The sequence below is a fragment of the Nocardioides sp. GCM10027114 genome (assembly GCF_042659625.1).
Classification (GTDB): Bacteria; Actinomycetota; Actinomycetes; order Propionibacteriales; family Nocardioidaceae; genus Nocardioides.
On record NZ_JBHSSS010000006.1, the window covers coordinates 40,517 to 66,877 of the forward strand.

Here is a 26,361-nt window from a genome sequence, read left to right on the forward strand (position 1 = left end):
CCTCGCGGCGTGCTGAGCCAGCAGGACCCGCCGGGCGACCCCGACCGAGAGACGGCCCGACAGACGGACCCGCCGACCGCGCGACCCCAGCGCCCCGTGCGGACCCCGCTCGCCGATCTCGCGGCCTGGCTGGGGACCGTCGCCCCCGACGCCGCCACCCGCGGCGACCTCAGCGGCGTCGAGGTCACCGGCGTCACCCTCAGCTCGCAGCGCGTCGAGCCCGGCGACCTGTACGCCGCCCTCCCGGGCGCCCGCGCGCACGGCATCGACTTCGCCGCGACCGCGGTTGGGGCCGGGGCGGTCGCGGTGCTCACCGACCCTGCCGGTGCGGAGCGGGCCCCCGGGCCGCCGGGGCTGCCGCTGCTCGTCGTCGACGACCCCCGGGGGGTGCTGGGGCGGCTGGCCGCCCGCGTCCACGGCGACCCGGCCACGTCGCTGCGGATGATCGGCGTGACCGGCACCCAGGGCAAGACCACCACCACCCGGCTCGCCGAGGGCGGGCTGCAGCAGGCCGGCGTGACCGCCGCCGTCGTGGGCACCGTCGGCACCCGCGTCGACGGCACCGACGTGAGGACCACCCTCACCACCCCCGAGGCGCCCGACCTGCACGGCCTCTTCGCGATGATGCGCGAGCGCGGCGTCGCCGCCTGCGCGATGGAGGTCTCGAGCCACGCGCTCGTCATGGGTCGCGTGGACGGCGTGGTCTTCGACGTCGCGGTGTTCCTCAACCTCGGCCGCGACCACCTCGACTTCCACCGCGACCTCGAGGACTACTACGCCGCGAAGGCTTCGCTGTTCACGCCGGAGCGGGCGCGGCTGGCGCTGGTCAACGTCGACGACGAGCACGGCCGCCGGCTCGCGGCGGAGACCGAGCTCCCGGTGCGCACCTTCTCGCTCACCGGGCGCGAGGCCGACTGGCAGGCGGTCGACGTCGAGCAGCACCCCGCCGGCTCCCACTTCGTCGTGATCGCTCCCGACGGCACCGCCATCGAGGCGATGGTCCCGCTGCCCGGCGACTTCAACGTCGCCAACGCGCTCGCCGCGATCGCGGCCTGCGCGGAGGCGGGCTTCGACCCGGCGCGGGTGGCCGCGGGCATCGCGACCGGCGGGGGAGTGCCCGGCCGTCTCGAGCAGGTCGACGCCGGGCAGGACTTCCTCGTGGTCGTCGACTACGCCCACAAGCCCGACGCGGTGGAGGCGGCGCTGCGCACGCTGCGTCCGCTCACCGACGGCCGGCTGCTGGTGGTGCTCGGCGCCGGCGGCGACCGCGATCCCGGCAAGCGTCCGATCATGGGCGAGATCGCGGCCCGGCTGGCCGACGTCCTGGTCGTCACCGACGACAACCCGCGCTCGGAGGACCCGGCCGAGATCCGAGCGGCGATGGTCGCCGGCGCGGCCGGCGGCCCGGAGAGCAGGGCCGAGGTCATCGAGGTCGGCGACCGCCGTGAGGCGATCCGTACCGCGCTCGGCCGCGCCACTGCCGGCGACATCGTGCTCATCGCCGGCAAGGGCCACGAGACCGGCCAGGAGGTGGCCGGCGTGGTCCACCCGTTCGACGACCGCACCGTGGCCCGGGAGGAGCTGGTTCGCCGATGATCCCGATGACGCTCACCGAGATCGCGGAGGTGGTCGAGGGCCGGGTGGCGGGCGACCCCGCCACGCAGGTCACCGGTGCCGCCTTCGTCGACAGCCGGTCGCCGGTGGAGAACGGCCTCTTCGTCGCCGTCATCGGCGAGCACGTCGACGGCCACGAGTACGCCGGCGACGCGGTGGCCCACGGCGCCGCAGCGGTGCTCGGCAGCCACGACACCGGCCAGCCCGGGGTCGTCGTGGACGACCCGGTGGCTGCGCTGGCGCGGCTGGCCGGCCACGTGGTCGACCGGCTGCCGGCGACGGTGCTCGCGATGACCGGCTCCCAGGGCAAGACCGGCACCAAGGACTACCTCGCCCACGTGCTGGAGGGGTTCGGCCCGACGGTGGCGACCCGGGGCAACCTGAACAACGAGATCGGCGTCCCGCTCACGGTGCTCCGTGCCGACGAGCAGACGGCGTACCTCGTGGTCGAGATGGGTGCCCGCGGCGTCGGCCACATCGCCTACCTCTGCGACATCGCGAGGCCAGACGTCGCCGCCGTGCTCAACGTCGGCACCGCCCACCTCAGTGAGTTCGGCTCGCGCGAGGCGATCGCGCAGGCCAAGGGCGAGATCGTCGAGTCGCTGGCCCCGGAGGGGGTCGCGGTGCTCAACGCCTACGACGACTTCACGCCGGGGATGGCCGCGCGCACCCGTGCCCGGGTCATCACGTTCGGTGGCCACGACTCCGACGTCGCCTGGCGCGACCCCAGCGCCGACGACCTCGGCCGGCAGTCCTTCACGCTCGGGTACGACGGCGAGTGGTTCCCCGTGCGCCTGGGCCAGCTGGGCGCCCACCAGGTCCAGAACGCGATGGCGGCGACCGCGATGGCGGTCGGCGCCGGCCTCCCGCTGGAGCAGGTCGCGGCGCGGCTGTCGACCGCGGCGCCGGCCTCGCGCTGGCGGATGGAGCTCCACGAGCGCCCCGACGGGCTGGTCGTCATCAACGACGCCTACAACGCCAACCCGGAGTCGATGAAGGCGGCGCTCGGCACGCTGGCGGGGATCGGCCGCAGCCGCGACTGCCGGACGCTGGCGGTGCTGGGGGAGATGCTCGAGCTCGGAGACGGGGCGGTGGACGCCCACCGCGACGTCGGCCGCTTCGCCGCCGCCGAGGGCGTCGACGTGGTGGTGACCGTCGGCGAGGCGGCCTCGGCGATCGCCGAGGGTGCCCGCGGACACGAGGGCTGGACGGGTGAGGCGATCGTCACGGCCGGGCGGGACGAGGCGCTGTCCTGGATGCGGGAGAATGTCGCGGCTGCCGATGTCGTGCTGGTGAAGGCCTCGCGCGGGGCGGCCCTCGAACACATCGCCGACGGCCTGCTGGAGGGATCGACGCAGTGAGAGCCATCCTGTTCGGTGGGGGATTCGCCCTGCTGATCTCGCTCCTGGGCACCCGCGTCGCCATCAACATGCTGACCCAGCACGGGTACGGCCAGGAGGTCCGCGACGACGGCCCGACCAGCCACCACACGAAGCGCGGGACGCCCACGATGGGCGGCGTCGTCATCATCCTCGCCACGGTGCTCGGCTACTTCATCGCGAAGGTGATCACCCAGGACCTGCCGTCGGCGTCGGCGCTGCTCCTCCTCTTCCTCTTCGTCGGCTGCGGCCTCGTGGGCTTCCTCGACGACTTCATCAAGGTCGCCAAGCAGCGCAGCCTGGGGCTGCGCAGCAAGGCCAAGATGATCGGGCTGACGGTCGTCGCCGTGCTGTTCGGCGTGCTGGCGCTGACGCCGGCGCTCGAGGACGACCGCGGGATGACGCCCGCCTCGCGCCACCTCTCGTTCATCCGCGACTTCGACAGCTGGACGCTGCCCACCGTGGCGGTGGTGCTGCTGATCTGGTTGATCGTGACCGGCACCAGCAACGCGGTGAACCTCGTCGACGGCCTCGACGGGCTCGCGACCGGGGCGTCGATGATGGTCTTCGGCGCCTACACGCTGGTGAACATCTGGCAGAACAACCAGTCGTGCGAGATCTCGCCGTCGCGCACCTGCTACGAGGTCCGCGACCCCCTCGACCTCGCCGTCATCGCCGCGGCGCTCACCGGGGCCTGCTTCGGCTTCCTGTGGTGGAACGCCTCGCCGGCCGCGATCTTCATGGGCGACACCGGGTCGCTGGCGCTCGGCGGCGCGATGGCCGGGTTCGCGGTGCTCACCCGGACCGAGCTGCTGCTGCTGATCCTCGGCGGGCTCTTCGTGGTGGTCACGCTGTCGGTGATGATCCAGGTCAGCGTGTTCAAGGCCAGCCGGGCCAGCGGGCTCTTCAGATCGGTGTTCCGGGTCGAACCAGGGCATCGCGTGTTCCGCATGACGCCGCTCCACCACCACTTCGAGATGCTCGGCTGGGAGCAGGTGACTGTCGTCATCCGCTTCTGGATCATCACCGGCCTCTGCGTCGCCGCGGGCCTCGGCATCTTCTACGCCGAGTGGGTGGCCGGCTCGTGAACCCCGACAGCCTCGGGCGCCGCGACTCCTGGGACGGCGTCCGCGCGGTCGTGGCCGGCTTCGGCGTCTCCGGGCAGGCCGCCGCCGACAACCTGCTCTTCCTCGGCGCCGACGTCACCGCGCTCGACGACACCTCCGCCGAGGCCGGCGGCGAGGCGCGCGCCGAGCGCGCCGAGCTGCTCGAGACCCTCGGCGCCCGGATCGACCTGCGCCCCGGCGCGACGCGGACCCTCCCCGAGGACGTCGACCTCGTCGTCACCTCGCCCGGGTGGCGGCCGGACGCGCCGCTGCTGCGGCAGGCGGCCGACCGCGGCATCCCCATGTGGGGCGAGGTCGAGCTCGCCTGGCGGCTGCGCGACCCCGAGAACGCCGCGCCGTGGCTCGCCGTCACCGGCACCAACGGCAAGACCACGACCGTGCAGATGCTCGACGCGATCCTGCGGGCCGCGGGCCTGCGCAGCGTCGCCGCCGGCAACGTCGGGCTGCCCATCGTCGAGGCCGTGATGGACCCCGAGCCCCACGACGTGCTCGCGGTCGAGCTCTCCAGCTTCCAGCTGCACTACACCCACTCGATGAGCGCCGAGTCCGCCGCCGTGCTCAACGTCGCCGAGGACCACCTCGACTGGTACGACGGCCCCGACGCCATGCGCGACTACGCCGCCGACAAGGGCCGGATCTACGAGCGGGTCCAGCGGGCGTGCGTCTACAACGTGGCCGACCCCGTCACCGAGCAGCTCGTCCGCGACGCCGACGTGCTCGAGGGCGCCCGCGCGATCGGCTTCACCCTCGGCACCCCCGGCGTCGGCATGGTCGGCCTGGTCGACGACCTGCTCGTCGACCGGGCCTTCATCGAGCAGCGCGACACCAGCGCCGCCGAGCTGTGCTCGCTCGACGACCTCGCCTCGCCGGCGCCGCACTTCGTGCAGGACGCGCTCGCCGCAGCGGCGCTCGCCCGCTCCCACGGCATCTCCCAGGCCGCGGTCCGTGACGGGCTGCGCGGCTTCCGGCCCGACGGCCACCGGATCGCGACCGTCGCCGAGGCGGAGGGGGTCACGTGGGTCGACGACTCCAAGGCGACCAACCCCCACGCCGCCCGCTCGTCGCTGCTCGGCTACGAGTCCGTGGTCTGGGTCGCCGGCGGCCTCGCGAAGGGCGCCCGCTTCGACGACCTGGTGCAGTCCGTCCGCGGCCGGTTGCGCGGCGTCGTGCTCCTCGGGCGCGACCGTGACGTGATCGCCGACGCCCTCGCGCGACACGCCCCCGATGTGCCCGTGATCGTGGTCGGCGAGGGCGAGACTGGTCCCGAACATGGCTCCATGGAGCGCGTCGTGGCGGCAGCGGGCCGGTTGGCCCGACCCGGCGACACGGTCCTGCTGGCGCCCGGCTGCGCGTCCATGGACATGTTCGCCAACTACGGCGAGCGTGGCGACGCGTTCGCCGCGGCCGTCCACCGGTGGGTGGGCCGCACCGAATGATCAGGGCCTGACCGGAGGGAGCGCGACGTGGCCACCACGGCGTACCCCCGGCTCGGGACGGTGCAGACCCTGCGGGCCGCGCTCCACCGGCCGCTGACGTCGTACTACCTGCTCCTCGGCGCCTCGACGCTGCTGCTCATCGTCGGGCTCATCATGGTGAGCAGCTCCTCGAGCGTCTACGCCTTCGAGCAGCACGACGGCGACTCCTACGCCATCGTCAAGCGCCAGCTGATGTGGGTCGCCCTCGGCATCCCGTGCGCCTGGATCGCCTCGCGGCTGCCGTTCCGCGCGATCCGGCAGATCTCCTGGCTGGGCCTGCTGTTCGCGGTCGTGCTGCTCGCGCTGACCACGCAGTTCGGCACCACCGTCAACGGCAACACCAACTGGCTGGCGCTCGGCCCGGTCCGGATCCAGCCGTCGGAGATCGCCAAGCTGGCGATCGTGCTGTGGGCGGCGCACGTCTACGCCCAGAAGGACCGCCGGCTCGGCAGCCTGCACCACGTCGTGATGCCGGTCGTGCCGGTCCTGCTGGGCATCACGCTGCTCGTCATCGCCGGAGGCGACCTCGGCACCGCGCTGGTGCTGTTCGCGATCCTGCTCGCGATGCTCTGGGTGGTCGGGGCACCGGCGCGGCTGTTCACGTTCTCGCTGACCGTGATCGGGGTGGTGGCCATCTGGCTGGCCTCGACCAGCGACGAGCGGCTCGAGCGGCTCACCAACTTCGTCGACCCGTTCAAGGACTACTACGACGCCGGCTGGCAGCCCGCCCACGGCCTCTACGCCCTGTCGACCGGCGGCGTCTTCGGACAGGGCATCGGCGCCAGCCAGCAGAAGTGGGGCGACCTGCCCGAGGCCCACACCGACTTCATCTTCGCCGTGCTGGGCGAGGAGCTCGGCCTCGTCGGCACCCTCCTGGTGATCGGGCTGTTCCTCACCATCGCCTACGCCGCCACCCGCGTCGCGATGACGACCGAGGAACCCTTCGTCCGCTACCTCACCTTCGGCATCGTGGTGTGGCTCATCGGCCAGATGATCATCAACGTCGGCATGGTGCTGGCGCTGCTCCCCGTCATCGGCATCCCGCTGCCGCTGGTGTCCTACGGCGGCTCTGCGCTGTTGCCGTCGCTGGTCGCGCTGGGGCTCCTCGTCGGGGCTGCGCGCCGCGAGCCGGAGGCCGCGCGCGCCCTCGCACAGCGGCGCCGTGCCCGGTCCGTCGGGGTGTCGGCCGGCCGGGTCGGCGCCGACGACCGGTAGATCCTAGATTTGGTCCCGATGCGCGTCCTTCTCGCCGGCGGCGGTACCGCCGGCCACACCTCGCCCCTGATCGCCACCGCCGACGCCCTGCGCCGGCTCCGGCCCGACGTCGAGATCACCTGCCTCGGCACCGCGCGCGGGCTCGAGACCCGCGTGGTCCCCGAGGCCGGCTACCCGCTCGAGCTGGTCCCGCCCGTGCCGTTGCCGCGCAAGCCGGGCACGGACCTGCTGCGCGTGCCCTCGCGGCTGCGTGCCGCGGTGCGGGAGACCGGCGCCGTCCTCGACCGGGCCCGGCCCGACGTGGTCGTCGGCTACGGCGGCTACGTCTCGGTCCCCGCCTACCTCGCCGCCCGGCGCCGCAAGCTCCCTGTCGTCGTCCACGAGCAGAACGCCGTCCCCGGCCTGGCCAACAAGCTGGGCGCCCGGGTCGCCAGCCGGGTCGCGGTGAGCTTCCCGGACACGCCGCTGCCCCACGCGGAGTACGTCGGGCTCCCGCTGCGCCGGATGATCTCCACCCTCGACCGTGCCGCCGTCCGCGCCGAGGCACGCGTCTTCTTCGGCCTCGACCCCGACCTGCCGACACTGATGGTGACCGGCGGGTCGCAGGGCTCCCGCCGCCTCAACCAGGCGGTCTCCGGCGCCGCCCGGGTGCTCTCCGACGCGGGCGTCCAGGTGCTCCACATCCAGGGCAAGCACGGCGGCGCCGAGCCGGCGACCACCGAGGTGCCCTACGTCGTGCTCGACTACTGCGACCGCATGGACCTCGCCCTGGCCGCGGCCGACCTGACCGTGTGCCGCGCCGGCGCCAACAGCGTCGTCGAGGCCGCCGCCACCGGTCTGCCCGCGATCTTCGTGCCGCTGCCGATCGGCAACGGCGAGCAGCAGCGCAACGCCCGCGCCGTCGTCGACGCCGGGGGCGCGCTGCAGGTGGCCGACGACGCGATGACCACCGAGTGGGTCGCGGCCACCGTGCCGGGCCTGGCGAACGACGCCGAGCGGCTCGCGGCCATGGGCCGCGCAGCCAGCGCCCTCGTCCCGCGCGACGCCGACGACGCGCTCGCCCGGATCATCGCGGAGTGCCAGCGGTGAGGCTCCCGGTCCCCGACGAGATCCTGCCCGCCGACCGGCTCGGCCGAGTCCACTTCGTCGGCATCGGCGGCGCCGGGCTGTCCGGCATCGCCCGGATCATGGCCGCCCGCGGCCTGCCGGTCACCGGCAGCGACGACCAGGACACCCCGTTCCTGCCGGCGCTGCGCGAGCTCGGCGTGACCTGCCACCTCGGCTACGACGCCGACCACCTGAGCCACCTGGGCGAGGGCGACACCGTCGTCGTGACCACGGCAGCCCGCGAGGACAACCCCGAGGTGCTGGAGGCCCGGCGCCGCGGGCTGCGGCTGCTGCCACGGTCGGCCGGGCTGAGGTCGGTGATGGACGGGCGGCGGGTGCTCGCCGTCGCCGGCACCCACGGCAAGACCACCACCACCTCGCTGCTCACCTCGGCCCTCGTCGCCTGCGGGGTCGACCCGTCGTACGCCGTCGGCGGCGTGCTGACCACGACCGGCCGCAACGCCGACGCGGGCGCCGGCGACCTGTTCGTCGCCGAGGCCGACGAGAGCGACGGCGCCTTCCTGGTCTACGAGCCGCACGCCGCGATCGTCACCAACGTGCTGGCCGACCACCTCGACACCTGGGGGACCGAGGAGGCCTACCGGCAGGCCTTCGCCGACTTCCTCGACCGGATCGACCGCGACGGGTTCCTCGTCGTCTGCGCTGACGACCCCGGCGCCGCCGCGCTCGCCGACGAGGCGGAGCGTCGTGGGCTGGCCGCGGTGCGGGTCGGGGAGGGCGCGGGTGCCGACGTGCGGGCCACCGACCTCGCCTTCGCCGGCACCACCTCGTCGTTCACCGTCCACGAGGACGGTCGCGAGCTCGGCCGGGTGACCCTGCGGATCCCCGGGCGGCACTACGTGCTGGACGCGCTGGCCGCGCTCGCCGTCGGGCTGCGGCTGGGGCTGCCGTTCGAGCGGCTGCGGGAGGGGCTCGAGGGGTTCACCGGCTCGGGCCGCCGGATGGAGGCCAAGGGCGAGGCCGCCGGGGTCCGCGTCTACGACAGCTACGCCCACCAGCCCGTCGAGATCGCGGGCGACCTCGCGGCCGCGCGGGCGGTGGCGGGCGAGGGCCGGGTCGTCGTGGCGTTCCAGCCCCACCTCGTCTCCCGCACGCGCATCTTCGGCGAGGCGATGGGGGAGGCGCTCGGCGCCGCCGACGAGGTCGTCGTGCTCGACGTCTACGTCGCCCGGGAGGAGCCCGACCCGGCGGTCACCGGCCGCCTCGTGGCCGACGCCGTGCCGCTGCCCACGGACCGGGTCGAGTTCGTCGCCGACCTGACCGACGCGCCCGCCGCGCTGGCGGCCCGCGCCCGGCCCGGCGACCTCGTGCTCACCCTCGGAGCCGGCAGCGTCACCGAGGTCGGCCCGCGCCTGCTCGCGCTGCTCGGGGACCGCGACCGTGCCTGAGACCGACCCGGCCGCGGTCGACCTGCGGTCGCGGCGCCGTTTTGCGCGCCGGCAGTGGGCCCGCCGTTGGCTGGCCTGGCGCTACGTCGCCGGCGCCGTCGCGGTGACCGGCCTCGTGGGGGCCGGGGTCTGGCTGGTCTTCTTCTCCTCCGTGCTGGCCGTCGGCTCCGTGGCCGTGGCCGGCACCGACGAGCTCGACCCGGCGCAGGTGCGGCGTGCCGCCGCCGTGCCGAGCGGGGAGCCACTCGCCCGGGTCGACCTCACGGCCGTCCGGGCGCGGGTCGAGGCGATGGCCTGGGTCCGCGAGGCCGAGGTCACCCGGCGGTGGCCCGACGAGGTCCTCGTCACCGTCGAGGAGCGCGAGGCGATCGCCGTGGTGGTGATCGGGGGACAGGCGCGCGGCATGGACCTCGACGGTGTCGTGTTCCGCGAGTTCGCCACCGCGCCCGCCGATCTGCCGACCGTGCGCACCGCGCCCGACACCGGGGCGGAGGCGCTGCGCGAGGCCGCCCGGGTGGTGGCCTCGCTGCCCGACGACCTCGCCGGGCGCGTCGACCACGTCGAGGTGGCGACCGTCGACCAGATCAGCCTCGCGCTGCGTGACGGCCGTGAGGTCGTGTGGGGGAGCGCGGAGGACTCCGAGCAGAAGGCACTGGTGCTGGTGCCGCTGCTGCGCCAGCCCGGCCAGGTGTACGACGTGAGCGTCCCCGGCCAGCCCACCACCTCGAGCTGACCGGTCGCGCGGTCGCGCCCGGACAATTCGCGCGACACGCGGGCGTGTCTCCACGGCTGGGGGCGTCCCGGCTCCTACTGTCGTCCCCGACGACAGGTTGACATAACTATAACCCTCAGGCTCAGGGTTACGGTTTCCGGCCCGGAGTCGCCCGAAGACCACAGCTCCCGAACCGACCACAGCACCGGCGCCGCCGGGCACGATCACGAGAGGCAAGCCGACATGGCAGCAGCTCAGAACTACCTGGCCATCATCAAGGTCGTCGGCATCGGCGGCGGCGGGGTGAACGCCGTCAACCGGATGATCGAGGTCGGGCTCAAGGGCGTCGAGTTCATCGCGATCAACACCGACGCGCAGGCCCTGCTCATGTCCGACGCGGACGTGAAGCTCGACATCGGCCGCGAGCTCACCCGCGGTCTCGGCGCCGGCGCCAACCCGGAGGTCGGCGCCAAGGCCGCCGAGGACCACTCCGACGAGATCGAGGAGGTCCTCAAGGGGGCCGACATGGTCTTCGTCACCGCGGGCGAGGGCGGCGGCACCGGCACCGGCGGCGCGCCGGTCGTCGCCCGGATCGCCCGGTCGCTCGGCGCCCTGACCATCGGCGTCGTGACCCGCCCGTTCGCGTTCGAGGGCCGCCGTCGCGCCAACTCGGCCGAGGAGGGCATCGCGCGGCTGCGCGAGGAGGTCGACACCCTCATCGTGATCCCCAACGACCGGCTGCTGTCGATCAGCGACCGCAACGTCTCGGTCCTCGACGCGTTCAAGCAGGCCGACCAGGTGCTGCTCCAGGGCGTCTCGGGCATCACCGACCTGATCACCACGCCGGGCCTGATCAACCTCGACTTCGCCGACGTGAAGTCGGTCATGGCCAACGCCGGCTCCGCGCTGATGGGCATCGGCTCGGCCCGGGGCGAGGACCGTGCGGTCGCCGCCGCCGAGATGGCCGTCTCCTCGCCGCTGCTCGAGGCCTCGATCGAGGGTGCGCACGGCGTGCTGCTCTCGATCGCCGGCGGCTCCGACCTCGGCCTCTTCGAGATCAACGAGGCCGCGGCGCTCGTCTCCCAGTCCGCCCACAACGAGGCGAACATCATCTTCGGTGCGACCATCGACGATGCGCTCGGCGACGAGGTGCGGGTGACCGTGATCGCCGCGGGCTTCGACGGCGGGATGCCGCAGCGCCGCCACGAGGGCACGGTCCTGCGCCGTGAGCAGCGGCCGCAGCAGACCCAGGCCGAGACCAAGGCGGCCGCCCAGCAGATCGCCTCCCAGTCGGCACCGCAGACCGCGACCCGGGCCCCGGAGGCCTCCCCGACGCAGGGCCAGTCGCAGCAGTCGGCCGCGCAGCCGCAGCAGCAGCCGGCCCGCACCCCCGTCGGCACCCCGGCCCGCCAGGAGCAGGCCGGCGCCCCGCAGCCGCCGCGGCAGCAGCCCCGTCCGGTCCAGTTCGACGACGACGACCTGGACGTGCCGGACTTCCTCAAGTAGGTCGCTTGTACGCCTTCCGCACCACGCACGGCCCCGCCGACAGCCCGGTCGACCTCGCCTTCACCGACCGGCACGGCGGGGTCAGCGGCGCTCCCTTCGACTCGCTGAACCTCGCGCTCGAGGGGGACGACGAACCGCAGTCGGTTGCCGACAACCTGCGCCGGGTCCTCGACGACTTCGCGCCGGGTGACCTGCTCGCCGACCTCCACCAGGTCCACGGGGCCGAGGTGGTCACCGTGACCGACGTCCCGGGGGAGTGGACGCGGCCCGACGCCGACGCGATCGTGTCCGCGACGCCCGGGGTGGTGCTCGCGGTCCGGGCCGCCGACTGCGTGCCGGTGCTGCTCGCCGACCCCCGGGCCGGGGTCGTCGGCGCGGCCCACGCCGGCCGCATGGGCGTCGCCTCGGGCGTGGTGCGGCGCACGGTCGAGCGGATGCGTGAGCTCGGCGCCACCGACGTCACCGCGTGGATCGGCCCGCACGTGTGCGGCTCCTGCTACGAGGTGCCCGCCGAGATGCAGGCGGAGGTCGCCGCCGCAGTGCCCGCCACGGCCGCCACCACGTCGTGGGGGACGCCCGCCCTCGACCTGGGTGCCGGCGTCCGCGGCCAGCTGGAGGCCGCCGGCGCCGCGGTGGTCGACGTCTCCCGTTGCACGCGCGAGTCCGCCGACCTCTACTCCCACCGTCGCGACGGGCGCGGGGCCGGCCGGCTGGCCGGCCTGGTGCGACTGCGGGGGGCGGGGTCGTGAGCGCGCGGCGTCAGGAGGTCGCCGCCGGCCTGGCCTCGGTGCGCGAACGGATCGCCCGTGCCTGCGACGACGTCGACCGCGATCCCGGCGGGGTCCGCCTCGTCGTCGTGACCAAGTTCTTCCCGTTCTCCGACGTCGAGCTGCTCGCCGACCTCGGGGTGACCGACGTCGGCGAGAACCGCCACCAGGAGGCCGAGGCCAAGGCCGCCGAGTGCGCCGAGCGTGGCCTGACCGGCCTGACCTGGCACTTCATCGGCGGGCTGCAGAGCAACAAGGCGGCCGCGGTCGCCCGGTACGCCGACGTCGTCGAGTCCGTCGACAGGGTCAAGCTGGTCAAGCGCCTCGACGAGGGTGCGGCCTCACGCGGACGCCCCGTCGACTGCCTCCTGCAGGTCAGCCTCGACCCGCCCGACGCGACGGGCCGGGCAGGTGCCGCTCCCGCCGACCTGCCAGCCCTGGCGGACGCGGTGTCCGCCGCCGGGCACCTGCGGCTGCGAGGCCTGATGGCCGTGGCGCCGCTCGGCGAGGACCCTGCCGGGGCCTTCGCGCGACTGGCCGCGGTGCGCCGCGACCTGCTCGTCGACCACCCCGACGCCGAATGGCTCTCGGCGGGGATGAGCGGCGACCTCGAGCACGCCGTACGCGTGGGTGCGACACACGTGCGCGTCGGCTCCGCGATCCTCGGATCGCGGCCCCCCGTCAGTTAGTGTCACGACAACAAGGAGCGCCCCCACGGGGGTGCAGGAGTTCCGGAGGACATCTGTCATGAGCGGCGCGATGCGCAGGATCGGGGAGTACCTCGGCCTGCTCGAGGACACCGGCCGGTACGACGACTACGACGCCGAGCACGACACGACCGACGCGACCCCGGTCGTCGCCGGCCGTGCCCCCCAGGCCCGGGAACCCCGCCCTGCCCCCGTGTCCGACCTCGCCGAGCGCCGTCGTCCGGCCTCGGGACCCACCGGAGTGGTTGCCGAATTGTCACGCATCACGACCCTGCACCCGCGCACCTACAACGAGGCCCGCACCGTCGGCGAGAACTTCCGCGACGGCACCCCGGTGATCATGAACCTCTCGGAGATGGACGACAACGACGCCAAGCGTCTGGTCGACTTCGCCGCCGGTCTGGTGTTTGCCACGCGTGGCACCATCGAGCGCGTGACCAACAAGGTCTTCCTGCTCTCCCCGCCCAACGTGACGGTGGCTGCCGAGGACAAGCAGCGCATCGCCGAGGGCGGGTTCTTCAACCAGAGCTGACCCCGCAGTTCCCGGACCCGAGCCAGAACAGAGCCTTCCCCCTGATGTACGTCGTCGGCAGCATCCTCTACACCGCCCTGTGGATCTTCATCGCGCTGCTGTGGGTGCGCTTCGTCGTCGACTGGATCCAGGTGTTCGCCCGCTCGTGGTCCCCGAGAGGACCGTTGCTGGTCGTGCTCGAGGTCGTCTACTCGGCGACCGATCCGCCGATCAAGGCGCTGCGCCGGGTCATCCCGCCGCTGCGGATCGGGAGCATCGCCCTCGACCTCAGCTTCCTGATCGTCCTCGTGGCGGCCTACGTGGCGCTGCAGGTCACCGCGGGCGTGTTCCTCGTCTGACCCCCCGCGCGTGTGACACCGTGTTGTCCTGCTGACATGGTGTTGCCGTCCTGACAAGGGCTGCCTGACCCCGCTGAAGCTCAGGCGCTATTGTTCCCACGACAGAACTTCAAGTTCTCCGACAATGAATGGGTGAGGTCATGCCGCTGACGCCTGAGGACGTGAGCAACAAGCGCTTTACTCCAGTCCGGCTCCGCGAGGGCTACGACATGGGGGAGGTCGACCAGTTCCTCGACGAGGTGGAGGCCGAGCTCGCGCGGCTCACCAAGGAGAACGACGACCTCCGGGCCAAGCTCTCCGCTGCTCAGTCCGGCGGCGCCGCGCCGACGCCGACGCCGACGCCGGCCCCCAAGCCGGTCGAGCCGCCGAAGGTGGAGAAGGCACCCGAGCCGACCCCGGCCGTGGCCGCCTCCTCGGTCGAGACCATCCGCGTCGAGACCGTGCCGGACGCCTCCAACGCGGCGGCCCGCCTGCTCGAGATCGCCACCCGCAACGCGGACGAGCTCGTCGAGGAGGCCAAGAACGAGGCCGACCGCATCGTCGGCGAGGCCCGCACCAAGGCCGAGCGGCTGGAGTCCGAGTCCAAGGGCAAGGCCGACCGCCTCGAGGCGGACGCCCGGGCCCGTGCTCAGATGCTCGACTCCGAGACCGCCGAGCGTCGCCAGCAGATGTTCGGCGACCTCGAGAAGGAGCGCGACAAGCTCAACACCGACGTGGAGAACCTGCGGGCGTTCGAGCGGGAGTACCGCTCGCGGCTGCGCAGCTACTTCACCCAGCAGCTCGAGGCGCTCGAGCAGCCCAGCGACAACGGCCAGGCCGGCCACGAGCCGCCTGCCCCGAAGCGCCTGCGTTCGATCCTCGGTGACGACGAGGGCTGACCTCACGCATCCCGATCACGCGGCCGTCCCGGACACCGGGTCGGCCGCGTGGTGTATTTGCGGGCGCGGCGGTTTGAAGCGCCCCTTGTGACGGGCTACCCTCCCGACCACGCTGTGGCCCCTGCCACATCGTGCGCCGGCTCGAGGAAGGCACAGCCCCATGGCTCGCAGCACCAGGAAGTCGCTCGCCAGCACCGCCGCGTCCGCGGCCCGGAAGATGATCCCGCGCCGCTCGGGGAGCAAGAGCGCTGCCAACGGCTCCGCGCCGGCCGGCGGAGGTGCCGCCACCACCACGAAGAAGGCTTCCCCGGCCACGAAGACAGCGGCGAGGAAGGCTGCGCCGGCCAAGAAGGCTGCGGCTCGGAAGGCTGCGGCTCGGAAGGCCGCGCCCGCCAAGAAGGCTGCGGCGAAGAAGGCCGCGCCGGCCACGAAGGCGACTGCGAAGAAGGCCGCGCCCGCCAAGAAGACCGCGGCGAAGAAGGCCGCGCCGGCCACGAAGGCGACTGCGAAGAAGGCTGCGCCGGCCAAGAAGGCTGCGCCGGCCAAGAAGGCTGCACCGGCCAAGAAGGCCGCACCGGCCAAGAAGGCTGCGGCCAAGAAGGCCGCTCCCGCCACGAAGAAGACCGCTGCTGCGACCAAGGCGGCTCCGACCAAGAAGACCACCGCGACCACGAAGAAGGCAGCCGTGACGAAGAAGGCAGCAGCGGCCACGAAGGCCGCCCCCGAGAAGGCCGGCACGCTCAAGGTCAAGGAGGGCGAGGGCGCCTGGACCAAGGCCGAGCTGAAGGAGGTCCTCGACGAGCTCCACACCCTCCGCGACAAGGTGGTCGCGACGCTGACCGCCCAGGAGGAGGAGCTCGCCGGGCTCATGCGCGACGCCGGCGACGGCGCCGGCCAGGACCAGGCGGACATGGGCGCCACCAGCTTCGAGCGCGACCACGAGCTGAGCGTCGTCAACAACGAGCGCGAGAAGCTCGCGCAGATCGACCGCGCCCTCGCACGGATCGCCGACGGCTCCTACGGCATCTGCGAGTCCTGCGGGAACCCCATCGGCAAGATGCGGGTGATGGCCTTCCCGCGTGCCACACTGTGCATGACATGCAAGCAGCGCGAGGAACGTCGCTGAGCGACACCGAAGACCCCCGGCCCCACCAGCCCCACCGCATTCCGGCGCGACTCCTCGCGCTGTTCGCGGGAGTCGCCGTCGCGGCTTACGCCGTCGACCAGGTGACCAAGGCGCTCGCCCTCCGCCACCTGCGCGACGGCGACGTCGAGGTGCTCGGCCAGTTCCTGGTGCTGCACCTCGTGCGCAACCCGGGCGCGGCCTTCAGCACCGGCACGCAGTACACCTTCGCGCTGACCGTGCTGGCGATCGTCGCGGTGATCGTGGTGCTCGTCCTGGTCCGGCGGGTCGGGACGCGCCTGTGGGCGTTCACCCTGGGGCTGCTGCTCGCCGGTGTGGCGGGGAACCTCACCGACCGCATCATCCGCGACCCGGCGCCCATGCGGGGGCACGTCATCGACATGCTCCAGCTGCCGAACTGGCCGGTGTTCAACGTCGCCGACATCTGCATCAACGTCGCGGCGGGCCTGATCCTGCTGCAGGCCTTCCGCGGGATCCGGCTGGACGGGACGCGCGAGAAGGGTCGCGACGAGAGCGGGAGCGAGTCGTGACCCGCACCGCCGACCACCGGGTGCTGCCGGTGCCGGAGGGCCTGGCGGGGGAGCGGATCGATGCCGCCCTGGCCCGGCTCTTCGGGTTCTCCCGGACCCGGGCGGCCGAGCTGATCGGCGAGGGCCTCGTGCTGCTCGACGGCACGCCCGTCGCCAAGAGCGACCGGGTGCTGCCCGGCGCCGTGCTCGACGTCACGATCCCGGTCGAGGCCGACCCGCTCGAGGTCGTACCCGAGGTGGTCGAGGGCATCCGGATCATCCACGACGACGACTCCATCGTGGTCATCGACAAGCCGGTGGGGGTCGCCGTCCACCCGTCGCCGGGCTGGAACGGTCCCACCGTCGTCGGCCACCTCGCCGGCGCCGGCTTCCGGATCGCGACGAGCGGCGCCTCGGAGCGGCAGGGGATCGTGCAGCGGCTCGACGTCGGCACGTCCGGCGTCATGGTGATCTGCAAGTCCGAGCACGCCTACTCGCTGCTCAAGAACGCCTTCCGCCAGCGCACCGTCGACAAGACGTACCACGCGCTCGTGCAGGGACACCCCGACCCGCTCGAGGGCACCATCGACGCGCCGATCGGGCGCCACCCCAAGGCCGACTACAAGTTCGCGGTGATGGCCGACGGCCGCCACAGCGTCACCCACTACGAGACGCTCGAGGCGCACCGCTTCGCCAGCCTGCTCGAGATCCACCTCGAGACCGGTCGCACCCACCAGATCCGGGTCCACATGGCCGCGCTCAAGCACCCGTGCGTGGGGGACATCACCTACGGCGCGGACCCGGTCCTGGCCCGCCGGCTCGAGCTGGAGCGGCAGTGGCTGCACGCCGTCCGCCTCGGCTTCGAGCACCCCGACACCGGCGAGTACGTCGAGTACGAGTCGACGTACCCCGACGACCTCGCGCACGCCCTCGAGGTCATCCGTGACGCTCACTGACGGCAGCGCCGACCTCGCCCTCGTGCTGCGCCCGGCCACCACGGCGGACGCGGACGCGGTGGCCGACATCCACCTCGGCGCGCGCCGGGCGGCCCCGATGCCGCCGGGCATCCACCCCGACCACGAGGTCCGGGAGTGGCTGCGCGGCCGGCTCGCGAGCGACGAGGTGTGGCTCGCCCTCGTCGAGGACGAGCCGGCCGGCTACGCCCGGCTCGCCGACGACTGGCTCGACGACCTCTACGTCCTGCCCGAGCACGCCGGACGCGGCATCGGCAGCGCCCTCCTGGGCGTCGCCAAGGCACGGTGCCCCGCCGGGTTCGGGCTGTGGGTCTTCGAGGTCAACGAGCCCGCGCGCACGTTCTACCGCCGGCACGGGCTGGTCGAGGTGGAGCGCACCGACGGCGCGGACAACGAGGAGAAGGCCCCGGACATCCGGATGGAGTGGCAGCCAGGGCTGTCGGTGCGCCCTGCCACGATGGCCTGACCGGTTCCCGTAGGCTGGCGTCCTTCCCCAGGACGGTCGCCGATGCCAGCGTCGGACCGCTGCCGCATGCCCGATCCACCCGCACCAACCGCCAGCCCGACCTTGCAGGAGCGCCTCCACCCCATGACCACCGGGACGTCCGACTCCTTCGTCCACCTCCACGTCCACACCGAGTACTCCATGCTCGACGGCGCGGCGCGGCTGGGTGCTCTCACGGAGCGGGCGGCCCAGCTCGGGATGCCGGCGGTGGCGATGACCGACCACGGCAACGTGTTCGGCGCCTACGAGTTCTACAAGAAGGCGAACGCCGCCGGGGTCAAGCCGATCATCGGCATCGAGGCCTACTTCGCGCCCAACATCTCCCGCTTCGAGCGCAAGGGCGTCAACTTCTACGACGGCGGCCCCGACGACGTCTCGGCCCGCGGTGCCTACACCCACATGACGCTGCTGTCCGAGTCCACAGAGGGCATGCACAACCTCTTCCGGCTCTCGACCGGCGCCTGGCGCGACGGCTTCTTCAAGCACCCCCGCATGGACCGCGAGCTCCTCGCCCAGCACAGCGCCGGCATCATCGGCACCACCGGCTGCCCGTCCGGCGAGGTGCAGGTCCACCTGCGCTACGGCAACTACGAGGCGGCGCGGCAGACCGCCGGCGACTTCCAGGACATCCTCGGCCGGGAGAACTACTTCCTCGAGCTGATGGACCACGGCCTCGACATCGAGAACCGCGTCCGCGACGGGCTGCTCCGGCTCGCCAAGGACCTGCAGATCCCGCTGCTGGCCACCAACGACTCCCACTACGTCGACCAGGCCGACGCGAAGGCGCAGGAGCACCTGCTCTGCATCAACTCCGGCTCGACCATGGACATCCCTGCGGGCGACGGGCCGGGCCAACGGTTCGCCTTTAGCGGCGACGGCTACTACCTCAAGTCCGCCGCCGAGATGCGCGCCCTGTGGGCCGACCGGTACCAGCTCCGCGAGGCGTGCGACAACACCCTGCTGATCGCCGAGCGCTGCGACGTGAAGTTCAGCGAGGGCGTCGGCACCTACATGCCCCGGTTCCCCTGCCCCCCTGGCGAGAACGAGGACTCCTGGCTGGTCAAGGAGGTCGAGCGTGGCCTCGACTTCCGCTACCCGGCCGGCGTCCCGGACAAGGTCCGCAAGCAGGCCGAGTTCGAGCTCGGCGTCATCACCCAGATGGGCTTCCCGGGCTACTTCCTCGTGGTCGCCGACTTCATCAACTGGGCCAAGGACAACGGGATCCGCGTCGGTCCCGGCCGTGGCTCCGGCGCGGGCTCGATGGTCGCCTACGCCCTGCGGATCACCGACCTCGACCCGCTCGAGCACGGCCTGATCTTCGAGCGGTTCCTGAACCCCGACCGCGTCTCGATGCCCGACTTCGACATCGACTTCGACGAGCGTCGGCGCAGCGAGGTCATCCGCTACGTCACCGAGAAGTACGGCGACGACCGCGTGTCCTACATCGTCACCTACGGCACCATCAAGGCGAAGCAGGCGGTCAAGGACTCCTCGCGGATCCTCGGCTACCCGTTCGCGATGGGCGACCGGATCACCAAGGCGATGCCGGCCGCGGTGATGGGCAAGGACGTTCCGCTCCAGGACATCTTCGACCCGCAGCACAAGCGCTACTCCGAGGGCGGCGAGTTCCGGTCGCTCTACGACAGCGACGCCGACGTGAAGCGGGTCGTCGACACCGCCATCGGCATCGAGGGCCTGAAGCGCCAGTGGGGCGTCCACGCCGCCGGCGTCATCATGTCGAGCGAGCCGCTCGTCGACGTCATCCCGCTGCTCAAGCGGCCTTCCGACGGCGCCATGATCACGCAGTTCGACTACCCGACCTGCGAGACGCTCGGCCTCATCAAGATGGACTTCCTCGGGCTCCGCAACCTCACGGTGCTCGACGACGCCGTCAAGAACATCGCGGCCAACCGGGGTGAGCAGGTGGTCCTCGAGGAGCTGCCGCTGACCGACCCGAAGACCTACGAGCTGCTGCAGCGCGGCGACACCCTCGGGGTGTTCCAGCTCGACGGCGGCCCGATGCGGGCCCTGCTGCGCTCGATGCGCCCCGACTGCTTCGAGGACATCTCCGCCGTGGGTGCGCTCTACCGGCCAGGTCCCATGGGCGCGGACTCCCACAACAAGTACGCCCGCCGCAAGACCGGCCGCGAGGAGGTCGTGCCGATCCACCCCGAGCTGGCCGAGCCGCTCGAGGACATCCTGGGCGAGACCTACGGCCTGATCGTCTACCAGGAGCAGGTCATGGCGATCGCCCAGAAGCTCGCGGGCTACACGCTCGGACAGGCGGACCTGCTCCGCCGGGCCATGGGCAAGAAGAAGAAGGAGGAGCTGGACAAGCAGTTCGAGACCTTCTCCGCCGGCATGACGGAGCGGGGCTACTCCATGGCGGCGGTCAAGACGCTGTGGGAGATCCTGCTGCCGTTCTCCGACTACGCGTTCAACAAGGCGCACTCCGCCGCCTACGGCCTCGTCTCCTACTGGACGGCCTACCTCAAGGCCAACTACCCCGCCGAGTACATGGCCGCGCTGCTGACCTCGGTCAAGGACGACAAGGACAAGTCGGCGATCTACCTCAACGAGTGCCGCCGGATGAAGATCCGGGTGCTGCCGCCCGACGTCAACGAGTCCGCCTCCAACTTCACCCCGGTCGAGCGCGACGTCCGCTTCGGCCTCAGCGCGATCCGCAACGTCGGCGGCAACGTCGTCGCCGAGATCGTGCGCGCCCGCGAGGAGAAGGGCCGCTACGAGGACTTCAACGACTTCCTCGACAAGGTGCCGGCCGTGGTGTGCAACAAGCGGGTCATCGAGTCGCTGGTGAAGGCCGGCGCGTTCGACGAGATGAAGCACCGGCGCAAGGCGCTGGTGGCCATCCACGAGGAGGCCGCCGACCGCTACGCGACGATGAAGCGCGACTCGGGTGTCGGACAGGACTCCCTCTTCGACGCGCTCGAGCCGACCAGCGAGGCGGCGTTCTCGCTCGCGGTCCCGGTGCCCGACATCGACGAGTGGGACAAGATGACGCTGCTCGGTCACGAGCGCGACATGCTCGGCCTCTACGTCTCCGACCACCCGCTGCTCGGCCTCGAGCACGTCCTGGCCAACGGCACCGACTGCACCATCGGCCAGCTGATGCTCGACGAGGAGCGGCCCGACGGCGCGACCATCACCATCAGCGGGCTGGTGACGTCGGTGCAGCGCAAGATCACCAAGCGCGGCGACGCGTGGGCGATGGTGACCCTCGAGGACCTCGACGGCGCCATCGACGTGCTGCTGTTCCCGAGCGCCTACCAGCTCGCGAGCCCCCACCTCGTCGAGGACGCCATCATCACGGTGAAGGGCCGCCTCTCCCGCAGCAAGGACCAGCCCGAGCTGCACGGGCAGGAGGTCAGCGTCCCCGACATCTCCGACGGTCCCTCGGGCCCGGTGGTGATCAGCCTGCCCTCGACCCGCTGCACCGGCCCCGTCGTGGAGCAGCTCCGCGACGTCCTCGGCACCCACCCCGGCATGACCGAGGTGCGGCTGCGCCTGCTGGCCCGCGACTCCACGAAGGTGATGCGGCTCGACGACCGGCTGCGGGTCACCCCGAGCCCGGCCCTCTTCGCCGACCTCAAGCAGCTGCTGGGGCCCGGGTGCCTGACCAGCTGACCCGCGGCCGCCTGTCCGCTCCCGCCCAGGCGGTGGTCGTCGTCGCCGCGTTCGCCGCCGGGGGAGCCCTGGCCGGCGTGCTCTGGGAGTGGCTCTGGACCCCGCAGCAGGGCGTCGCGATCGACGGCCAGTGGCTGCTCGACAGCGAGGCTCTCGGGTCGGAGTTCTCCGGGACCGCCCTCTACGTCCTCGTCGGCGCGGCCGTCGGCCTGCTGCTCGGGGTGGCCGTGGCGCTGCTCCTGCCCGACCACGAGCTCGTCACGCTCGGCGCGACTGTCGTCGGGTCCGTGCTCGCCGCGTGGCTGATGTGGCGGGTCGGCCTCGCCCTCGACCCGCCCGACCCGGCGGTGGTCGCCCGCACGGCGCCCGACCGCACACCCGTTCCCGGCGACCTCGACGTCGTCGGGCGCAGCCCGTTCACGGCGCTGCCCACCGGTGCCCTGGTGGGACTCGTCGCCGTCTTCGTCGGCTTCACCCGTCACCGCAAACCGCCGCGGTGACACAACGGCCGCGCTAGCCTCGAAGCCGGGGAACGGAGCGCGCCACCCGCGCGTCACACAGATACGACCAGCCAGGCAAGACCTCCAGGGGGTAGCACCGTGTCCACCAACCAGCCGACCGGCCCGAACGGCCCCGAGTACCTCGAGCAGGGCGGCGGCGAGCCGCTGGCCCGCGAGCCACGGACCCCCCGCGGCGGCAAGCGCCGCGCCCTGGTCGCCGGCGGCGTCGTCGGCGCGCTGGCGCTCGTCGGTGGCGGCGCCTGGGCGCTCTCGTGGTGGTCGACCACCGGGTCCCAGCCCGCGGAGGCGCTCCCGGCGGGGACCCTCGGCTACGCCGGCGTCGACCTGGACCCGAGCGGGAGCCAGAAGGTCGAGGCGATCCGGATGCTCAACAAGTTCCCCGCCTTCAAGGAGGAGCTCGGCCTCGACGCCGACGACGACATCCGCCAGCGGCTCTTCGAGGACGGCCTGACCGACGCCTGCGAGGACCTCGACTACGCCGCCGACGTGGAGCCGTGGCTCGGCCACCGCATGGCCGTGGCAGCCGTCGAGCTGGGGGAGGGGAAGCCCGAGCCCGCCATGGTGCTGCAGGTGTCCGACGTCGACGCCGCCGAGGACGGCCTGGCGGCACTGCGCGACTGCACCGGCGACACCGACAGCCCCGGCTGGGTGGTCGAGGGCGAGTGGGCCGTCGTCGCCGAGACCGACGACCTGGCCCAGGAGGTCGTGGACGCCCGCGCGGACGGCACCCTCGCCGACGACGAGGACTTCCAGCGCTGGACCGAGGCCGCCGGCGACCCCGGCGTCATCACGATGTACGCCGCCCCGGAGGCCGGACGCCACCTCCTCGACGGCATGAGCGGGCTGATGGGCCTCGGTGCCTACGGCGGCATGCCCGGCGTGGTCGGATCGGGCGAGGACCTCTTCGACCCCGAGCTGTCCGAGCCCGGGCTGCCCGACAGCGAGGTGCCCGAGGAGCTGCGCACCCTGCTCGAGGACTTCAGCGGCATGGCCGTGTCGGTCCGCTTCGACGACGGGGCGCTCGAGGTCGAGGCGGCCGTCGACGCCGCCATGTCCGAGGGCTTCTACGCCGAGGAGGGTGCCGACGTCGTCACGACGCTGCCGTCCGACACCGTGGTCGCCGTCGGCGCCGGGCTCGCCGACGGCTGGCTCCAGACCTGGCTCGACCAGTTCGCGGCCGGCGCGGGCGGCGGCATGTCGGTCGACGACCTCCTCGCCATGGCGGAGGCCGAGACGGGTCTCGCGTTGCCCGAGGACATCGAGACCCTCTTCGGGGATTCCGCGGCCTTCGCCCTCGGCGGCGACTTCGACCCGGAGGCGTTCTTCGCCAGCAGCGACGGCAGCGACATCCCGTTCGGCTTCAAGGTGCAGGGCGACCCGCCGGCGGTCGAGGGAGTGCTCGGCAAGCTCCAGACGGCCATCGCGGCCGAGGGGGGCCCGGAGATCGCGAGCGAGTCCGAGGGCGACACCATCGCGTTCGGCTTCAACGCCGACTACGTCAGCAGCCTGGCCGGCGACGGCGGGCTCGGTGACACGGACACGTTCCAGAACGTCGTTCGTGAGGCCGACCGCGCGGTCGCGATCTTCTTCCTGGACTTCGACGGCAGCGACAACTGGCTCGCCGAGCTGGCCTCCGGCGATCCGGAGGCCCAGGAGAACCTCGAGCCGCTCGAGGGGCTCGGCATCAGCGGCTGGATCGACGGCGACACCGCGCACTCGATGCTGCGGGTCACCACCGACTGACCCCGGGCCGGGCTCAGGCCCGGCTGATCGGCGCGAGCAGCGCCCCGGCGACCGCGACGAGGTCCGCCGGGGCCAGCTCGACGTCGAGTCCGCGACGCCCCGCGGAGACGAAGACCGTCGGGTGGTCGGTCGCGGACGCGTCCACCACCGTGGGGTGGGCCCGCTTCTGACCGACGGGGGCGATGCCTCCGGCGACGTAGCCGGTGGCCCGCTCGGCGGCCGCGACGTCTGCCATGGCCGCGCGGCTGCCGCCGAGCGCCCGGGCGAGCGCCTTCAGGTCGAGCTGGCCGGACACCGGGACGACCCCGACCACCAGCCGGCCGTCGAGCGAGGCCATCAGGGTCTTGAACACCCGGGCCGGGTCGACGCCGAGCGCCTCGGCGGCCTCGAGGCCGTACGACGCCGCCCGCGAGTCGTGCTCGTAGGGGTGCAGCGTGAACGCGACCCCGGCGCGGGTCAGGGCCACCGTCGCCGGCGTGCCGCCGGCCACCTTCTTCCTGCCCAACGTGTCCCCTAGTTCGGCGACCAGCGGGTCCGCGCCACCTGGGTGGCGGGCAGCGACGGGATGACGTTCATCGCGCGCAGCTCGCGGCGCAGCAGGTCGGTGACCAGGCTCAGCCGGAGCCCGGCGTCCTCGGCCTCGAGCAGCCGCTGCCGCTCCTGCAGCGGCAGCGGGGCCAGCGCCGCCAGGGTCCACGACAGGTACGCCGGGTCACGAGGGAGCTCGCCGGGGAATGGGTCCTCGCTGAAGGTTCCGAGCGCCACCCGGTAGGCCGCGAACGTCGCACGCGCCCGCTCGGCCAGCTCCTCGGGGACCGGGGCGTGCTCCTCGGGCAGGTCGACGACGTGGCCGACGGGGAAGAGTCCGCCGGTGTCGAGGCGCTCGAGCCCGATGCGCTCGAGGCCGACCGCGACGATGTCGAAGGTGCCGTCGGGGTGCGGCTGCACCTCGCTGAGCTTGACCCGGCAGCCGACCCGGAACAGCGACTGGGCGCCGTGGTCGCCGACCTCGTACCCCTCCCGGATGCCGACGGAGCCGAAGACCCGCTCGGTGTCGTCCGGGATGCGCAGCAGGTGGTGCACCAGGGCGCGGTAGCGGTCCTCGAAGACCCGCAGCGGCACACTCACACCCGGGAACAGCACGGTGTTCAGCGGGAACATCGGGAGCGGCTCGGTCACGCCTGCGACAGTAGTCCAGCCCCCGTCACCGAATCGGGGACCCGCCCGCCGCCCCCGTAGAATCCGGTCCATGATCCGCCGGCTCGACTTCCGCGGCGCTGCCGCCCCCGACGACTACCGGACCGCACTGCCGCGCGCCGAGTTCGACGTCGAGGCGGCGCAGCATGTCGTCCGGCCCATCTGCGACGCCGTGCGCGAGCGCGGCGTCGACGCGATCGTCGAGTTCTCGCGGCAGTTCGACGGCGTCGAGCAGACCGACATCCGGGTCCCGGTCGAGGCCACGCACGAGGCCCTCGAGCAGCTCGACCCCGCCGTCCGCGCCGGCCTGGAGGAGTCCATCCGCCGGTTGCGCGCGACGAGCGAGGCCGAGCTCGAGCGCGACGTCGTGACCGACCTGGCGCCCGGCGCCCGGGTGACCCACCGCAAGGTGCCGGTCGGCCGGGTCGGGCTCTACGTGCCGGGCGGCATCGCGCCGCTGGTCTCGTCCGTGGTCATGAACGTCGTCCCCGCGCAGGTCGCCGGGGTCGAGTCGATCGCGCTCACCTCGTCGCCGCGCGCCGACAACGGCGGGCTGCCGCACCCCACGATCCTCGCCGCCTGCGCGCTGCTCGGGATCGAGGAGGTCTACGCCGTGGGCGGCGCCCAGGCGGTCGCGATGTTCGCCTACGGCGCGGGCCCCTGCCGGCCGGTCGACCTCGTCACCGGCCCCGGTGCGATCTACACCGTCGCGGCCAAGCGGCTGCTCAAGGGCGTCGTCGGCATCGACTCCGAGGCCGGTCCCACCGAGATCGCGGTGCTCGCCGACGACACGGCCGACGCCGCCCACGTCGCGGCGGACCTGGTCAGCCAGTCCGAGCACGACCCGATGGCCGCCAGCGTCCTGGTGACCCCGTCGGAGCGGCTCGCCGACGAGGTCGAGGCCGAGCTCGACAAGCAGGTCTCCGTGACCCGTCACTCCGAGCGGATCCGCACCTCGCTCGCCGGGCCACAGTCGGGCATCGTGCTGGTCGACGACGTCGAGCAGGGCCTCGCCGTCGTCAACGCCTACGCCGCCGAGCACCTCGAGATCCAGACCGCCGACGCCGCGGCCGTCGCCGCGCGGGTCCGCAACGCGGGCGCGGTGTTCGTCGGCTCCTACGCACCGGTGTCGCTGGGCGACTACTGCGCCGGCTCCAACCACGTGCTGCCCACCGCCGGCTGCGCGTGCCACTCGTCGGGCCTGTCGGTGCGTGCCTTCACCAAGTCGATGCACGTCGTGGAGTACTCCCGCGACGCCCTCGCCGAGGTCGCCGACCACGTCGCGAACCTCGCCGAGGCCGAGGACCTGCCGGGGCACGGCGCCGCCGTGCGCGTCCGGTTCGCGCAGGACTGACGC

24 protein-coding genes are annotated in these 26,361 nt (G+C 72.9%); 22 read left to right on the forward strand and 2 right to left on the reverse strand.

Features of this window, described 5'->3' with window-relative positions; all coding sequences use genetic code 11:
• Positions 1 to 9 precede the first annotated feature (9 nt).
• The 21 genes from ACFP2E_RS03360 to ACFP2E_RS03460 all read left to right on the forward strand — a co-directional run bounded on the left by ACFP2E_RS03360 (position 10) and on the right by ACFP2E_RS03460 (position 23,807).
• Positions 10 to 1,596 (forward strand): UDP-N-acetylmuramoyl-L-alanyl-D-glutamate--2,6-diaminopimelate ligase, encoded by a 1,587-nt coding sequence (locus ACFP2E_RS03360; RefSeq protein ID WP_378521288.1) that lies wholly within the window; start codon positions 10 to 12, stop codon positions 1,594 to 1,596.
• Positions 1,593 to 2,975: a UDP-N-acetylmuramoyl-tripeptide--D-alanyl-D-alanine ligase gene (gene murF, locus ACFP2E_RS03365; RefSeq protein WP_378521287.1), complete on the forward strand. Its 1,383-nt coding sequence runs from the start codon at positions 1,593 to 1,595 to the stop codon at positions 2,973 to 2,975. Before ACFP2E_RS03360 ends, murF begins: the two co-directional genes overlap by 4 nt.
• Entirely contained in the window at positions 2,972 to 4,081 is a 1,110-nt protein-coding gene (gene mraY / locus ACFP2E_RS03370; RefSeq protein ID WP_378521286.1) for a phospho-N-acetylmuramoyl-pentapeptide-transferase, read from the forward strand. The genes murF and mraY overlap by 4 nt, the downstream gene beginning before the upstream one ends.
• On the forward strand, positions 4,078 to 5,556 hold the full coding sequence (gene murD, locus ACFP2E_RS03375) for a UDP-N-acetylmuramoyl-L-alanine--D-glutamate ligase (RefSeq protein ID WP_378521285.1): 1,479 nt from the start codon (positions 4,078 to 4,080) through the stop codon (positions 5,554 to 5,556). The genes mraY and murD overlap by 4 nt, the downstream gene beginning before the upstream one ends.
• A gap of 27 nt (positions 5,557 to 5,583) precedes the next feature.
• Entirely contained in the window at positions 5,584 to 6,810 is a 1,227-nt protein-coding gene (ftsW, locus tag ACFP2E_RS03380) for a putative lipid II flippase FtsW (RefSeq protein ID WP_378521284.1), read from the forward strand.
• 18 nt (positions 6,811 to 6,828) lie between these two features.
• On the forward strand, positions 6,829 to 7,899 hold the full coding sequence (gene murG / locus ACFP2E_RS03385) for an undecaprenyldiphospho-muramoylpentapeptide beta-N-acetylglucosaminyltransferase (RefSeq protein WP_378521283.1): 1,071 nt from the start codon (positions 6,829 to 6,831) through the stop codon (positions 7,897 to 7,899).
• Complete coding sequence (murC, locus tag ACFP2E_RS03390) at positions 7,896 to 9,326, forward strand: UDP-N-acetylmuramate--L-alanine ligase (RefSeq protein ID WP_378521331.1); 1,431 nt, start codon at positions 7,896 to 7,898, stop codon at positions 9,324 to 9,326. The genes murG and murC overlap by 4 nt, the downstream gene beginning before the upstream one ends.
• Positions 9,319 to 10,059: a cell division protein FtsQ/DivIB gene (locus ACFP2E_RS03395; protein WP_378521282.1), complete on the forward strand. Its 741-nt coding sequence runs from the start codon at positions 9,319 to 9,321 to the stop codon at positions 10,057 to 10,059. The genes murC and ACFP2E_RS03395 overlap by 8 nt, the downstream gene beginning before the upstream one ends.
• Before the next feature lie 222 nt (positions 10,060 to 10,281).
• Positions 10,282 to 11,544: a cell division protein FtsZ gene (gene ftsZ / locus ACFP2E_RS03400; RefSeq protein ID WP_378521281.1), complete on the forward strand. Its 1,263-nt coding sequence runs from the start codon at positions 10,282 to 10,284 to the stop codon at positions 11,542 to 11,544.
• Between the two features lie 5 nt (positions 11,545 to 11,549).
• Positions 11,550 to 12,293 carry a peptidoglycan editing factor PgeF gene (gene pgeF / locus ACFP2E_RS03405; RefSeq protein WP_378521280.1) on the forward strand — a complete coding sequence of 248 codons (744 nt, stop codon included), beginning with the start codon at positions 11,550 to 11,552 and terminating at the stop codon, positions 12,291 to 12,293.
• Complete coding sequence (locus tag ACFP2E_RS03410) at positions 12,290 to 13,000, forward strand: YggS family pyridoxal phosphate-dependent enzyme (protein WP_378521279.1); 711 nt, start codon at positions 12,290 to 12,292, stop codon at positions 12,998 to 13,000. Before pgeF ends, ACFP2E_RS03410 begins: the two co-directional genes overlap by 4 nt.
• 58 nt (positions 13,001 to 13,058) lie before the next feature.
• Positions 13,059 to 13,550: a cell division protein SepF gene (locus ACFP2E_RS03415; protein ID WP_378521278.1), complete on the forward strand. Its 492-nt coding sequence runs from the start codon at positions 13,059 to 13,061 to the stop codon at positions 13,548 to 13,550.
• Between the two features lie 44 nt (positions 13,551 to 13,594).
• On the forward strand, positions 13,595 to 13,888 hold the full coding sequence (locus ACFP2E_RS03420; RefSeq protein WP_378521277.1) for a YggT family protein: 294 nt from the start codon (positions 13,595 to 13,597) through the stop codon (positions 13,886 to 13,888).
• A gap of 140 nt (positions 13,889 to 14,028) precedes the next feature.
• Positions 14,029 to 14,766 (forward strand): DivIVA domain-containing protein, encoded by a 738-nt coding sequence (locus ACFP2E_RS03425; RefSeq protein WP_378521276.1) that lies wholly within the window; start codon positions 14,029 to 14,031, stop codon positions 14,764 to 14,766.
• A 160-nt stretch (positions 14,767 to 14,926) separates the two neighbouring features.
• Positions 14,927 to 15,892, forward strand: coding sequence for a TraR/DksA family transcriptional regulator (locus ACFP2E_RS03430; RefSeq protein WP_378521275.1), 966 nt, complete (start codon positions 14,927 to 14,929; stop codon positions 15,890 to 15,892).
• A complete protein-coding gene (gene lspA / locus ACFP2E_RS03435; protein WP_378521274.1) occupies positions 15,865 to 16,440 on the forward strand; it encodes a signal peptidase II in 576 nt (191 codons plus the stop codon). Before ACFP2E_RS03430 ends, lspA begins: the two co-directional genes overlap by 28 nt.
• The gene (locus ACFP2E_RS03440; RefSeq protein WP_378521273.1) at positions 16,437 to 17,375 is read left to right on the forward strand and encodes an RluA family pseudouridine synthase; all 939 of its coding nucleotides are present in this window, start codon (positions 16,437 to 16,439) and stop codon (positions 17,373 to 17,375) included. The genes lspA and ACFP2E_RS03440 overlap by 4 nt, the downstream gene beginning before the upstream one ends.
• A complete protein-coding gene (locus ACFP2E_RS03445; RefSeq protein ID WP_378521272.1) occupies positions 17,362 to 17,859 on the forward strand; it encodes a GNAT family N-acetyltransferase in 498 nt (165 codons plus the stop codon). The genes ACFP2E_RS03440 and ACFP2E_RS03445 overlap by 14 nt, the downstream gene beginning before the upstream one ends.
• Before the next feature lie 123 nt (positions 17,860 to 17,982).
• Positions 17,983 to 21,543, forward strand: a complete 3,561-nt coding sequence (gene dnaE, locus ACFP2E_RS03450; protein ID WP_378521271.1) for a DNA polymerase III subunit alpha — start codon at positions 17,983 to 17,985, stop codon at positions 21,541 to 21,543.
• Entirely contained in the window at positions 21,528 to 22,043 is a 516-nt protein-coding gene (locus ACFP2E_RS03455) for a hypothetical protein (RefSeq protein WP_378521270.1), read from the forward strand. Before dnaE ends, ACFP2E_RS03455 begins: the two co-directional genes overlap by 16 nt.
• Positions 22,044 to 22,142: 99 nt before the next feature.
• Positions 22,143 to 23,807, forward strand: a complete 1,665-nt coding sequence (locus tag ACFP2E_RS03460; RefSeq protein WP_378521269.1) for a hypothetical protein — start codon at positions 22,143 to 22,145, stop codon at positions 23,805 to 23,807.
• A 13-nt stretch (positions 23,808 to 23,820) separates the two neighbouring features.
• Here the strand turns inward: ACFP2E_RS03460 and ybaK are convergent, their stop codons facing one another.
• Together ybaK and ACFP2E_RS03470 are read right to left on the reverse strand one after the other, a co-directional pair.
• Entirely contained in the window at positions 23,821 to 24,312 is a 492-nt protein-coding gene (gene ybaK, locus ACFP2E_RS03465) for a Cys-tRNA(Pro) deacylase (protein WP_378521268.1), read from the reverse strand.
• Between the two features lie 8 nt (positions 24,313 to 24,320).
• Positions 24,321 to 24,986 carry an LON peptidase substrate-binding domain-containing protein gene (locus ACFP2E_RS03470; RefSeq protein ID WP_378521267.1) on the reverse strand — a complete coding sequence of 222 codons (666 nt, stop codon included), beginning with the start codon at positions 24,984 to 24,986 and terminating at the stop codon, positions 24,321 to 24,323.
• A gap of 70 nt (positions 24,987 to 25,056) precedes the next feature.
• On the opposite strand from ACFP2E_RS03470, the gene hisD reads away from it, so the two are divergent.
• The gene (gene hisD / locus ACFP2E_RS03475) at positions 25,057 to 26,358 is read left to right on the forward strand and encodes a histidinol dehydrogenase (RefSeq protein WP_378521266.1); all 1,302 of its coding nucleotides are present in this window, start codon (positions 25,057 to 25,059) and stop codon (positions 26,356 to 26,358) included.
• The last annotated feature ends 3 nt before the right edge of the window (positions 26,359 to 26,361 follow it).

Bases quoted from the DNA above. Each gene is read 5' to 3' on its own strand.
- murF (WP_378521287.1), top strand. From the start codon at position 1,593: ATGATCCCGATGACGCTCACCGAGATCGCGGAGGTGGTCGAGGGCCGG.
- murG (WP_378521283.1), top strand. From the start codon at position 6,829: ATGCGCGTCCTTCTCGCCGGCGGCGGTACCGCCGGCCACACCTCGCCC.
- ftsZ (WP_378521281.1), top strand. From the start codon at position 10,282: ATGGCAGCAGCTCAGAACTACCTGGCCATCATCAAGGTCGTCGGCATC.
- ACFP2E_RS03415 (WP_378521278.1), top strand. From the start codon at position 13,059: ATGAGCGGCGCGATGCGCAGGATCGGGGAGTACCTCGGCCTGCTCGAG.
- ACFP2E_RS03420 (WP_378521277.1), top strand. From the start codon at position 13,595: ATGTACGTCGTCGGCAGCATCCTCTACACCGCCCTGTGGATCTTCATC.
- ACFP2E_RS03425 (WP_378521276.1), top strand. From the start codon at position 14,029: ATGCCGCTGACGCCTGAGGACGTGAGCAACAAGCGCTTTACTCCAGTC.
- ACFP2E_RS03430 (WP_378521275.1), top strand. From the start codon at position 14,927: ATGGCTCGCAGCACCAGGAAGTCGCTCGCCAGCACCGCCGCGTCCGCG.
- lspA (WP_378521274.1), top strand. From the start codon at position 15,865: ATGCAAGCAGCGCGAGGAACGTCGCTGAGCGACACCGAAGACCCCCGG.
- dnaE (WP_378521271.1), top strand. From the start codon at position 17,983: ATGACCACCGGGACGTCCGACTCCTTCGTCCACCTCCACGTCCACACC.
- hisD (WP_378521266.1), top strand. From the start codon at position 25,057: ATGATCCGCCGGCTCGACTTCCGCGGCGCTGCCGCCCCCGACGACTAC.